General features: G+C 73.2%; 9 protein-coding genes. 4 read left to right on the top strand and 5 right to left on the bottom strand.

Going from position 1 to position 12179, the window contains the following annotated elements:
- Window positions 1-246: 246 nt before the first annotated feature.
- Window positions 247-879 carry a hypothetical protein gene (locus ACFV4G_RS29500; RefSeq protein WP_380445158.1) on the top strand — a complete coding sequence of 211 codons (633 nt, stop codon included), beginning with the start codon at window positions 247-249 and terminating at the stop codon, window positions 877-879.
- Here the strand turns inward: ACFV4G_RS29500 and ACFV4G_RS29495 are convergent.
- On the bottom strand, window positions 876-1142 hold the full coding sequence (locus ACFV4G_RS29495) for an EsaB/YukD family protein (protein ID WP_380445157.1): 267 nt from the start codon (window positions 1140-1142) through the stop codon (window positions 876-878). The two genes, ACFV4G_RS29500 and ACFV4G_RS29495, sit on opposite strands and share 4 nt — an antisense overlap.
- A 605-nt stretch (window positions 1143-1747) precedes the next feature.
- Here ACFV4G_RS29495 and ACFV4G_RS29490 point away from each other — a divergent pair.
- Both ACFV4G_RS29490 and ACFV4G_RS29485 read left to right on the top strand, forming a co-directional pair.
- The gene (locus ACFV4G_RS29490) at window positions 1748-2488 is read left to right on the top strand and encodes a DUF899 domain-containing protein (RefSeq protein WP_380445156.1); all 741 of its coding nucleotides are present in this window, start codon (window positions 1748-1750) and stop codon (window positions 2486-2488) included.
- Window positions 2489-2716: 228 nt separating this feature from the next.
- Window positions 2717-5455 carry a LuxR C-terminal-related transcriptional regulator gene (locus tag ACFV4G_RS29485; protein ID WP_380445155.1) on the top strand — a complete coding sequence of 913 codons (2739 nt, stop codon included), beginning with the start codon at window positions 2717-2719 and terminating at the stop codon, window positions 5453-5455.
- Between the two features lie 53 nt (window positions 5456-5508).
- Here the strand turns inward: ACFV4G_RS29485 and ACFV4G_RS29480 are convergent, their stop codons facing one another.
- On the bottom strand, window positions 5509-7365 hold the full coding sequence (locus ACFV4G_RS29480; protein ID WP_380445154.1) for a serine/threonine-protein kinase: 1857 nt from the start codon (window positions 7363-7365) through the stop codon (window positions 5509-5511).
- A gap of 372 nt (window positions 7366-7737) precedes the next feature.
- Window positions 7738-9078: a GH1 family beta-glucosidase gene (locus ACFV4G_RS29475; protein ID WP_380445153.1), complete on the bottom strand. Its 1341-nt coding sequence runs from the start codon at window positions 9076-9078 to the stop codon at window positions 7738-7740.
- Between the two features lie 437 nt (window positions 9079-9515).
- On the opposite strand from ACFV4G_RS29475, the gene ACFV4G_RS29470 reads away from it, so the two are divergent.
- The gene (locus tag ACFV4G_RS29470; protein WP_380445152.1) at window positions 9516-10100 is read left to right on the top strand and encodes an NADPH-dependent FMN reductase; all 585 of its coding nucleotides are present in this window, start codon (window positions 9516-9518) and stop codon (window positions 10098-10100) included.
- A gap of 6 nt (window positions 10101-10106) precedes the next feature.
- On the opposite strand, the gene ACFV4G_RS29465 is transcribed toward ACFV4G_RS29470, so the two are convergent.
- Window positions 10107-10793: a TetR/AcrR family transcriptional regulator gene (locus ACFV4G_RS29465; RefSeq protein ID WP_380445151.1), complete on the bottom strand. Its 687-nt coding sequence runs from the start codon at window positions 10791-10793 to the stop codon at window positions 10107-10109.
- A gap of 10 nt (window positions 10794-10803) precedes the next feature.
- On the bottom strand, window positions 10804-11964 hold the full coding sequence (locus tag ACFV4G_RS29460) for an FAD-dependent oxidoreductase (protein WP_380445150.1): 1161 nt from the start codon (window positions 11962-11964) through the stop codon (window positions 10804-10806).
- Window positions 11965-12179 lie beyond the last annotated feature (215 nt).

Genomic DNA, 12179 nt, shown 5'->3' with positions numbered 1-12179 from the left:
GTCGGCGAACTCCCCAAAACCCGCTCCGGCAAGATCATGCGCCGCCTCCTGCGCGACATCGCCGAAGGCCGCGAAGTCGGCGACACCACCACCCTGACCGATGCCGCCGTGATGACGTCCATCCAGGCGCAGCTGACCGACGGTTCGCCCAGGAGCTGATCGCGTCCCCACACGGCGAGGGGCCGCTCACCGGTTCGCTCCGGTGGGCGGCCCCTCGCCATCGAACTCCACCGAGGATCAGCCGAGTTGACCTACCGACCCGCGCTCGCCGCCACCAAGGCCACCGCCGCGCTCGCCCTGCTCCCCTGCCTCCTGCTCGCCGGCCTGGCCGCCGGACCCGAAGGTGCGGCCGCCCCTGCCCCTCCCGTCCCCCGAACACTGCGCGGGCTCGGCAACCTGACGGCCGACCAGTCCGGACTGAGGATGACGGCGTTCGGAGCGGACGCCTCGCACGCCGCCGACGGCGCCGCGGTGACCGCGATGCCGGAGAACGCCGAGGAGAACCAGGAGTGGCTCGTACGGCCCACCGCCGGCGACGAACTCGTCCTCCAGTCGCTCCTGCCGAGCACCGGTGACGACGGGACCGGCCCCCTGGTGCTCACCACGGATCCGGACGGCTCGGTCTACCTCGCACACGAGCGGGCCGGGAGCAGCCCGGAGCAGGCGAGCCCGGACCAGTCATGGACGTTCGCGGACGTCACCGCCCCTCCCCGGTGGACCACACCCGGCGCCGCCCCCGCCGGGCGGTCCACCACCCGGCTCCGGATCCACGCCCACCGGGGCGGCTGCCTCGTCGAGCAGGGCTACGGCGAGCGGCTCGCGGTCGGAGGCTGCGACGATCCCAGGGCCTGGTGGACGGCACAGGGCCCAACCGGCTAGCACGACAGGTGCAGGACCTCCCCGTCCCGCAGCCCCAGCGAAACGGCCGTGTCACCGGGTCCGAGCGGGGCACCGCCGAGACGCCGCAGCGCCCAGTCCCCGTCACCGGCCTGGCTTCCGGCAACGCACCGGACCAGCGCCGGAATGAGCCCCACGACCGGAACGGTGACCGGAACGGCCAGCTCGACGAGACCCTCCGGCCCCACGACGGTCAGCTCGCGGACGGCGTGCGCGGGAGAGATGGCGGTCAGCGTGGCGGTCATGGTGCTCCTCGGATGCGCGAAACGGCGGGGACGAACGACTCCGGCAACCACGTGCCACACCGTCCGGACCGACGCGTCCGGTGTCTCCCAGTGCCTCCACCCTAGGAACCGGGCAGCCCGAGGACATGACGACCGCCACCGACAGAATTGCGTCCCCGGACCGAAACCTTCGAAGCGCCATCCACCGCGGCCGGCGCCCCCGGTAGGTGGCGATCAGGTCGCGGTGGATGGGGTACGACGCCCTCGGGGTGCGGCGCTGCGGCACTGCGGCGCGAAGTCGACGTGGACGAGACCGAAGCGCTGGTGGCAACCCTCGACCGACCGGGGCGTACGGGGTCAGCGGGGCCCACGTCATCGTCCCGGGTCACGGCGCCCCGTTCCCCGCCGGGTCGGCCCCGCGCTGACGGCCCCGGAGGGACCGGGGATCCCGCCGCGCGATCACGTCACCGCACAGGCGATTCGGCTTGGCTTCGAGCACCCGCCGCCGCGCGCGTACGGTGGATGTATGGCCGGACGGGTAGCCGGTGGCAGGCACGGCCGGCTGCCACTGCGGGTGACCGCACGCCGCGATGTGGCGTTCTGCTCCCACACAGGAGGGAAAGGTCATGCCCGAGCACAGGATCGGCACGCAGGAGGAGTTCGAGGCGGCGCGAGCGGAGCTGCTCGCGGAGGAGAAGAAGCTCACCCGACGCAGTGACGAGCTCGCGCGGAAGCGGCGGGAGCTTCCCTGGGTGCCGGTCGAGAAGGACTACGGCTTCGAGACCGAGGGCGGGACCAAGTCGCTCGCGGACCTCTTCGGCGGGCGCTCGCAGCTGCTTGTCTACCACTTCATGTTCGGCCCGCCGTACGAGGCCGGATGCCCGGTCTGCTCCTCGATCGCGGACACCCTCGACCCCAACGCGGTCCACCTGAAAGCCCGCGACGTGACGCTGATCTGCTCCTCGCGGGCGCCGATCGCCAAGCTCCTCGCCTACCGGGAGCGGATGGGCTGGGGCTTCGACTGGGTCTCCACCGCCGGCAGCGACTTCCACCGCGACCTCGGCTTCCAGTACACCGCGGAGGAGCTGGGGCCGTTCCTCGCTGGCGACATCCCGCCGACCGTCCGGCAGATGGCGGAGGCCTGCGGCACCGACGTGCCCGGGTACGTGACCGAGGGACCCGGGCTGAGCGCCTACGCGCTCTCGAACGGCACCGTCCACCGGACGTACGTCACCACCGCACGCGGCCTTGAGCCCGCCATGGCCTACTACGGCCTCCTCGACCGGACGCCGCTGGGCCGGCACGAGGAGGGCGAGGAGACCCACTGGCTGCGCCGCCACGACGAGTACGGCCCGCTGACCGCCTGACCCTCGAACGGCCCGCCTCTCCGGCGAATGACCGTGTCCGACCGGTTTCGCACCCTGGCGCGCGAGGCCTGCGCGGGGAGCACTGCCCAGTCGGTGGTCACGTGTCGTCAAGCATGCGAGCGCCGTGGAGGGCTGGTGATTCTGTCATTCGGTGCGACTAATGTGCCGGTCATGTCGGATGGAATGCAGGACGGCGGATCCATCCTCGAGGGTTCGCCGGCCTGGAGGATGGCTGCCAGAGGGCGTCAACTGTTCGGGCGGGCGGGGGAGATCGAGACGCTGCTGGAGGTGCTGGGTGACCTGACGACGGCGGGCGGACGGGCGATCGCACTGGTCGGGGAGCCGGGCATCGGCAAGAGCGCGCTGATGTCCACGGCCGTCGCACACGCCAGGGCCGCAGGGGTCCGGGTGGACGCGGCCCAGGGGCAGTACGCGAGCGCACCCGCGTTCCCGGGCCTGCGGTCGCTGCTGGACGAGCCCTGCGACGTGCGCGAGCAGGTGACGCGGGACGGCGCGGCGGTGGTCGCCGTGGACGACCTGCACCATCTTGCGGCCGATCGGATCCCGGGCCTGGAGCGGGTGCTCCAGGCGACCGCCAACGGCCCGCTGCTCTGTCTGCTCGCCTATCGGCAGCGCCAGCTCTCGCCCGCGCTCGCCGCCGTGCTGTCCCGCGCGATATCCGCCGGCCTGCTCGACGTGTGGCAGCTCGGGCCGCTCTCCCCGGCAGCGACCAGGGAGTTGCTCGGCGAGCGTCCCGACCTGGAGAAGCTCCACCGCGAGGGCCAGGGCAATCCGCAGTACCTCACGATCATGGCCTCCGACGGCCAGGCGATGGCCGCGGCCGGTACGGCGATCCTCGGTGAGCTGGCCGGCCTCGATGACACCGCACTCACCGTGCTCCACGCCGCGGCGGTGTTCGATCACTCGTTCCACCCGGAGCTGCTCGCCGCCGCGCTGGGGCTGGAGTTGCCCGAGACCATGCGGGCTCTGGACCTGCTCACCGGCCTCGACCTGGTACGGCCGGCCAACGCCGGAGCGAAGATGGTCCTGCGTCACCCGGCGGTGGGTGCGGTCGTGTACCAGCAGATCGAACCCAGCCGGCGCCGGGACCTGCACCGCCGCTCGGCGGCCGCGCTGGCCAAGCTCGCGGTGCCGATCGCCCGGCGGGCCCACCATGTGGCGCGGTCCCTCGACCCGAACGAGCCGGAGCACCTCACCACCCTGATCGCCGCCTCGCGAGACGCGCTGCACACCTCCCCCGCTGTGTCGGCCGGGTATCTCGAGGTCATACTGCCGCTGCTCCGGGAGGGTGGGCAGCACTGGCACGAAGCGCAGGTGCTGCTCGCGCAGACGCGGCTGCTGACCGGCGACGCCACCGAGAGCCGGGCGATGCTCGACACGCTGCGCCGACCGGCGGCCGGCCGACCGCCGCACGGAAACCACACCGTGACCGCACTCGCCGACGCGAGCCGGGCCGAACGGCAACTCGGCCGCTACAGCGAGGCCGGCGCCGTGGCGCGTGCCGGGCTCACGGCCCTGGCCGACCGCGACTGCGCCGCGGCGGCCGCCCTGCACTCCGAACTCGCCGACTGCGCCTACGACCTGCAGGACTACGAGAGCTGTCGGCAGCACGCCGAGACGGCCGCCGCGATCGCGCGCCGGAACCACGACCGGGTCAATGAGGCCAAGTCCCTGGCCCAGGCGTCGCTCGCCCACCTGTTCACCGGGGACCTCGCCGCGGCCGACCGCACCGCGGACAGCGCGGTCGAACTCGTCGACGCCGTCTCCGACGCCACCCTCCTGACCAATCTTGAGGCGCTGTACCACGTGGGCACGGCCGAAGGAACCCTCGGACGCCTGGCCGCCGCCGAGCGTCACCTCACCCGGGGCGCGGCGCTGTCCCGGCGCACCGGGCAGACGTACATCCAGCCCGCGCTGCTGATGGCGCTGGCCGGCACCCAGCTGCGCTGCGGGGACCTGCGCCGCACGCTGGCCACGCTCGACGAGGCCGACCGGCACACCGAGTTCGACGGCAACCCGGCGATCCGGGCAGTGCTGGCGGTGCTCCGCTCGCAGGTCCTGCTGTGGCGGGGCGGCTCCGCCGAGGTGCGCGAGGTGCTCGCGTCGGCCGATCGCGCGGCGGCGCTCGCCGACGGTCAGTCGACCGCCTGGGCCGTCAACGTCCGCTGCTCCCATGCCGAACTCGTGCTGATCACCGGGGATCCGGCCCGGGCGAGCCGGCTGCTGCTGGACGCCGCAGGCGGCGTCCACCTGCCCCGGGTCACTGCCTGGTGGCAACCACGCTGCTACGAGACCCTGACACAGGCTGCGATTGCCGACGGGGACCGGACGATGGCCGAGCACTGGGCGCACCTCGCCGAGGCCCGGGTCGACGAGCTGCCCTCCGCCAACCGTCGCGGGTACGCCGGGCGCACACGCATGTGGGCCCACCGGATGCGCGGGGACGTCGAGCAGGCTCGGCTCAGCGGGCTGGCGGCGGTCGCGGACTTCACCGTCGGCGGTGAGCGCATCGAGATGGGCCGCACGCTGGTCGCGGTGGCCGCGCTCACGCTGGACAGCCTGCGGACCGAGCAGGTGGCCGGGTGGCTCGACCAGGCCGCGGCGCTGGCCCACCAGTGCGGCTCGGCCCGGCTGGCCGACGAAGTCTCCCACCAGCGCGGCCGGTTGTTCACCGCGCTGGCTTCGTCCGCTGCTCCCTCCGCCTTCGTCCCGTCCGATGCCCGGAGCGGGGCGGATCCGGCCGGGCTGGCCCTGCTCACCGGACGGGAACAGGAGATCGCCCGCCTCGCCGGCACCGGCCTGACCAGCGGAGAGATCGCCGGCACGCTGTTCCTCAGCGTGCGCACGGTCGACACCCACCTCGGCCGGGTCTACCGCAAACTCGGTGTCTCCAACCGGACGAGTCTCACCCGCGCCCTGCTCGGCGAGGCACCCGACACGGCATGAGGGAGTCGTCGCCCAACGGCTGCTCCGCCCGCTACCTCCCCCCTCGGACGGGGTCAGGAGCTGCGTTGCCAGGTACTCAGCGAGAGCTTGACCTCGCCGGTCTGTACGTCGGCGGTCTCGATGGTCGCGATCGCGATGCTGTTGGCGGTGCGGTCGCGGATGCAGAGCAACCGGCCGCCGTTCACCTGGGCGAAGCCGACGTCGGCTCTGGGCTGGGTGTCGATCGCGGCGTTGCACTGGGCCGGGGTGGACGACGGGTCGGTCAGCACGGCGAAGTCGGAGAGGTCGAAGCCGGCCGCGCGGAAGGAGTCGGCCGAGACGCCACCGGTGGGGCTCTGGTGCGTCAGGGCGAGGGCCCACTTGGGAGCGGTGACGGCAGGGGCCGTCTTCCCGCCTGCCAGGTCGACCTGGTAGGCCTGGCTGGCGTACAGGCTGGCCGGGATCGTCAGTTCGACCTTGTTCACCACCGGGGTGTAGCTCCCCGCTGTCGCGGGCGCCGAGCCGCCGCCGACCGAGCCGGGTGCGCTGAGCGCGCCACCGGCCGACGAGGCGCCGGCGCTGGCCGCACCGGCGGCCGCGCTGGTGGGCGCACCGGTGGCCGCGCTGGTGGGCGCGGTTGCGGGAGCCGTCGGTGCGGGAGCCGTCGTCGACGCGACCGGGGACTTCGCGGCGGCCGGGGCCTGGGCGACGTCGCTGCCGCTGGTGGTCGACGTGTCGTGCCGGGTCAGCAGCACCCCGGCCAGCGAGCCGCCGAGCGCCACCACCACGGCGATGGTCACCAGGGTCTTCCAGGAAACGCCTTTCGCCTTGGCCTGCGGCGGTGCGAGGGGCGGCGCAGCCCCGGCGATCGGAACGGTCTGCTCCGGATATTGCGCACGTGCGGTGGGCATCTCACTGAGCGGTGGTGGGGGAACCGCCGCCGGCGTCGGGGTACCGAGCGAGGGCACCGAGTCCAGGACGGTGGGGGTCGGCAGTGTCCTGGGCAGGTCGGAACGGCGGATGATCTCGGTGGCCACCGGCGCGGGGAGCCAGTCGTCGGCGAACCGCAACTGCCCACCGATCTCGGGGCGGTTGCGGACGAGCTCGATGATCTCGGCAGGCGTGGGACGGTCCTCGGGCGACTTGGCCAGACAACGCTCCAGCAGCGCGCGCAGCTCGGCGGGCACCGCGTCCAGCTCCGGTGGCTCGTGCACCACCCGGTAGAGCACCGCGGTCTCCGGCCCTTCGCCGAACGGCTGCACGCCGCCGGCCACATAGGCGGCCAGCGCGCCCAGCGCGAAGACGTCAGTGGCGGGGGTGACCGGGCGGCCCTGGGCCTGCTCGGGCGCCATGTAGGCGGGCGAGCCGATCCGGACCCCGGTGCCGGTCAGCGCGGTGGTGTCAGCGGCCCGGGCGATGCCGAAGTCGATCACCCGCGGACCGTCGGCGGCGACCATCACGTTGGCGGGCTTCAGGTCGCGGTGCACCACGTCGACGCTGTGGATCGCCTGCAGCGCCTCGGCGATGCCGCCGAGCAGCAGCAGCACGGTGCGCACCGGCAGCCCGCCGTGCTCGCGCGCCACCTGCTGCAGCGAGGGGCCCGGCACGTAGGCGGTGACCAGCCAGGGGGTGTCGGCCTCGGTACCGGCGTCGATCACCTGGGCGGTGTACAGGCCGTGGATCCGCTGGGCGTTGGCCACCTCCCGGGTGAACCGGCGGCGGAACTCGGGGTCCTCGGCGAACTCGGGGCGGACCACCTTGAGGGCCACCGGGCGTCCGCCGGGCGTGTAGGAGAGGTAGACCCGGCCCATCCCGCCGGCCCCCAGACGCGCGTACAACCGGTAACCGGCTACTTCGGTCGGGTCGTCCGCCTGGAGGGGCTGAAAGGCGGGTGGCGGCGATGCGGCGTGGTGGAGATCGTCTGCAGGCATGGGCAGGGATTCGCCTCACTGTGTGTCACTTGTGGAAATTCAGGCAGCCCTTGAATTCGGCTGGAGTGCTCTGTCGGAACCGGCCTCGCGCGGATTCCCGGACGGCATTCACGTGCCGCCGACAAGGGTCGCTAGGTAATCCGCTTCTTGATTGCTCCTGTCACCCCGGGCAAGCCTCCCCGGCGACGGGGCCCACGGGCGTCAGTAGAACTACGCATTCCGACTACGTAATCCACCGGGTTCCGCCGACCCCGAGCCGCAGGCACGGATCCACACGCCGCGCCAAGCCGCACTCAGCCACGAAAGATGCTTCGCAAAGCCCGACCGGACCTGAATCGAGTCCGGCGGGTGCCACAACAGCCCAGCCCCCGACTACCGGTCACCCCGGGCCCGATGGGCGGCGATCAGGTCGCGGTACCAGGCGTACGACGCCCTCGGCGTGCGGCGCTGCGTTTCGAAGTCGACGTGGACGAGGCCGAAGCGCTGGTGGTAGCCCTCGGCCCACTCGAAGTTGTCGAGGAGGGACCAGGTGTAGTAGCCGCGGACGTCGGCGCCCTCGGCGATGGCTTGGGCGAGGGCGTCGAGGTGGGTGGCGAGGAAGTCGATGCGGGGGTGATCGGGGGTGGTGGACTCGTCGACGGAGCAGCCGTTTTCGGTGATGGTGATGGGCGGGAGGGCTTCGCCGTACATCTTCCGCAGGCTGGCCAGGAGTTGGCGCAGGCCGTCGGGGACGACGGGCCAGCCGAAGGCGGTGTGGGGGGCCTCGGGGATGTCGACGAGGTCGAAGGGCAGGCCCGGGGAGGTGGGGGCGGCGACGCGGGTGGGGTTGTAGTAGTTGAGGCCGAGGCCGTCCAGGCGCGGGGTGTGGATGAGGTCGAGGTCGCCGTCGCAGACGGCGCCGTAGATGTCGTCGGGGACGCCCAGGGCGGAGAGGTCGGGGTAGCGGCCGAGGAGGACGGGGTCGGTGAACAGGCGGTTGTGCAGGGCGTCGTAGGCCTCGGCGGCGGCTGCGTCTTCGGGTGACGAGGAGGCCGGCCACACCGGGGTGAGGTTGTTGGACAGCATCACCTCCAGGCCCCGCTCGTGGAGCAGCGAGGCGGCCAGGCCGTGGGCGAGGAGCTGGTGGTGGGCCGCGGGCAGGGCCTCGAACATGAGGGTGCGGCCGGGGGCGTGGGTGCCCAGGGCGTAGCCGAAGACGGTGTGGACGAAGGGCTCGTTGAGGGTGATCCAGGCGGGGATCCGGTCGCCGAGGCGGTCGGCCACAAGGGTGGCGTACTCGGCGAAGCGGTACGCCGTCTCGCGGTTGAGCCAGCCGCCGGCGTCCTCCAGGGCCTGTGGGAGGTCCCAGTGGAAGAGGGTGGGCAGCGGGGTGATGCCGGCTTCCAGGAGGGAGTCGACCAGGCGGTCGTAGAAGGCCAGGCCGGCGGGGTTCACAGGCCCCGTGCCGGTGGGCAGGATGCGGGACCAGGCGATGGAGAAGCGGTAGCCGTCCAGCCCGAGGCCCTTCATCAGGGCGATGTCCTCGGCGTACCGGTGGTAGTGGTCGCAGGCGACCGCTCCCGTGTGCCCGTCCCGGACGGCGCCGGGGCGCGCGGTGAAGACGTCCCAGACGGACGGGCCGCGGCCGTCCTCCTCCACCGCCCCCTCGATCTGGTAGGCGGCGGTGGCGGCACCCCAGCGGAATCCGGAGGGCAGGTCGAGGCGGTTCGGCATGGCAGCCTCCCGAGGCAAACATGAGGAGTACTCATGTTATCGCCGTGCCGCCGGAACGCCAGAGGACGGGTTTCCGCGTTCCAGCAGGGCGAGCCGGGTGTCGCGCCGCTGGGTGGCCTGGGGGCAGAGGCGGCGAGCACCGGCACGGCGGCGAACGGCTCGCCCCGCCACGAGTCCACCAGGGCAAGCACAGGAGGAGGGCCGGCAGCGTTCGCACCTCCGGGCCGGCGAGCAGCAGCGGCCCGAGCAACCCGAACCGGATCCCTGCACCGGAACCCCCGTAGTGACGACCGGTCGCATCGACGGAGGAGGAGCAGGCTTCCTTGACAGCTGCCGCCGCGGCCGGACGCGGCTTGACGTCAAGTGCACTTGAACTTCGATCATATGGACGTCGCCCCGCAGCGGGGCGCGCAGATCCGACTGTCGAGGAGTTCCCCATGTCCGCCACGCCCCTCCGTCTCGCCGTCATCACCGGTAGCGTCCGGGACGGCCGGTTCGGGCCGACCGTCGCCAACTGGGTCGCCTCGCTCGCCAAGGAGCGGGACGACCTGCTGGTCGATGCGATCGACCTCGCCGACCACCCGTTGCCGCACGAGCTGTCCCACAACCCCGGCAAGGAGGTTGCACAGGTGCTGGCCGGGGTCTCGCCGCGGCTGGCGGAGGCGGATGCCTTCATCGTGGTCACCCCGGAGTACAACCACAGCTTCCCGGCCTCGCTGAAGAGCCTGATCGACTGGCACGGGAAGGAGTGGGCGGCCAAGCCGGTCGGCTTCGTCTCCTACGGCGGCCTGTCCGGTGGCCTGCGGGCGGTGGAGCAACTGCGGCAGGTCTTCGCCGAGATGCACTCCGTGACCGTCCGTGACGTGGTCAGCTTCCACAACTGCTGGGGGCTCTTCGACGAGACCGGCGCGCTGAAGGAGCCCGCCGGCGCGACGGCCGCCGCGACCACGCTGTTCAACCAGCTCGGCTGGTGGGGACAGGCCCTGCGCGAGGCCCGCGAGAAGAAGCCCTACGGCAACTGACGGGCACTAACGCGGGGTGGCGGCCGTCCCGTTGATCACCATGCGGAAGGTCCACGCGAGGCGGTCCTCCGGGGTGCCGGCGAGCAGGGCGGGGCCGAGGGCCGCGATGCGGGGGTGCTCGGGGGCGGTGGCGGCGAGCAGGGTTTCGGCGAGGGCGGTGTGTTCGGCCTCGGCGCCCGGGTCGGCGTCGCGGGCGGACTGTTCGGCGGCCGTCGCGGTGGCCACGAGCAGCAGGACGTCCACACCCCAGGCCGCCTGCCCGTCGGGCACGCCGCCCTCGTGCAGCAGCGCGAGGAGCGCCTCCACGACGGCGAGGTAGTGCGGGCCCGACGGGCGGGTGACGAGTGCGGTGTGGGCGAGCGCCGGAAGCCGGAACAGCACCCCGGTGTACGAGCCGAGGACGGCGGCCAGGCGCTCGCGCCAGTCGCCGGCCGCCCGCACCGGCGCGAGGTCCACGGCGCCGAGGAACTCCTCCAGGATCGCCGCGTGCAGCTCGGCCGTGTTGGCGACGTACACGTAGAGCGAGGCCGGGCCGGTGTCGAGCTCCTGCGCGAGGCGGCGCATGGTCACCCGCTGCAGCCCCTCGGCCTCCAGGATCCGGACGGCGGCGGCGACGATGCCCTCGTAGGTGAGGGCCGGCTTGGCCGGGCGTTCGCGGCGGCTGCGGGGGCGGGGCGTCGGGGTGCTGCTCATGCCGTCCACCTTAGGCCGCGGGCCCGGTGACCAGGTCGAGCATCCCCTGGAGACCCTCCGGCCCGAACATCCGCTCCAGGTTGGCCGCCGACTCCGCCGCCGAGGCCTCGCTGCGCGGGAACAGCTCCCGCTCGTACGCCGCGAGCGCCGTCTCGGCGGCGCCGGGGTGGGCGGCGATCGCCGCGCCCAGTTCGGCGCCGTCGAGCATGGCGAGGTTGGCGCCCTCGCCCGCGAACGGGGACATCAGGTGGGCGGCGTCGCCGAGGAGCGTGACGCCCGGGACGCGCTCCCAGCGGTGGCCGACCGGCAGGGCGTGGATGCGGCGCCCGACGAGCGGCCCGTCGGCGTCGGCGACGAGGGCGCGCAGGCCGTCGGACCAACCGTCGAACTCGGCGAGGACGGCCCGCTTGACCGCTGACGGATCAGCGGCGCCGAGGCCGTCCAGCCACTCCTCCCCCACCCGCAGGGCGGTGTAGACGTGGATGCTGCCGTCCGTTTCGAGGTGGCCGAGGAAGCCGCGGTCCTCGGCGAGCGCCATGAAGAACCCGCCGCCGACGAGCGCGGCGGCCTCGGGGTGACGGACGGCGGCGTCGTGCAGGTCGGCCTCGACGAAGGAGATGCCGGTGTAGGCGGGGACGGCGCCGGACAGCAGCGGGCGGACCCGCGACCACGCGCCGTCGGCACCGATCAGCAGGTCGGTGGTGAGGGTGCCGCCGTCGGCGAAGGCGACCTCGTGGCGGCCGTCGCCGAGCGCCCGGACGCCGGTGGCCTTGCGGCCCCAGCGGACCGTCCCGGCGGGGAGGGAGCCGAGGAGGAGGTCGCGCAGGGCGCCGCGGTCCACCTCGGGGCGGCCGCCGGTGCCGTCGTCCGGGGCGTCGAGCCGGACGGTGCCGTCCGGGGCGACCAGCCGCATGGCCTCGCCGCCCTCGTGGACGAGGGCGCGGAAGCCGTCGTACAGGCCGGCCGCGTGCAGGGCGCGCTGGCCGGACTCCTCGTGGATGTCGAGCATGCCGCCCTGGGTGCGGGCCTCGGCGGACGCCTCCAGGTCGAACACGGCGGCCTCGACGCCGTGAACGTGGAGCACGCGGGCGAGGGTCAGGCCGCCGAGGCCGGCTCCGAGGACGGCGATCGGGACGTGGGCGGGGACGGGGGCCGGGTTGCGCTGGGTCATGTCCGCTCCTTCGGGTCGCTGTCCTCTCCACGGTAACGAACATGTTCGTTACGAACAAGTTCGCCGAGACGAAGAAGGGGGGAGGGGGGGGGGCCCCAATAGCCCCCGCCCCCCCCGCGCGGCCCCAATTCCCCGGGTTGGGGGCTCGCGGGCGGCGCGCACGGGGGAGGATGGTGCCATGCAGCCACGGAATTCGCGTCAGAACAGCTCCGCCC

It is taken from the genome of Kitasatospora sp. NPDC059747 (genome assembly GCF_042732955.1).
Taxonomy (GTDB): Bacteria; Actinomycetota; Actinomycetes; order Streptomycetales; family Streptomycetaceae; genus Kitasatospora.
The sequence above is the reverse complement of the archived record's forward strand: the minus strand, read 5'-3'. Positions and strand labels throughout refer to the sequence as shown.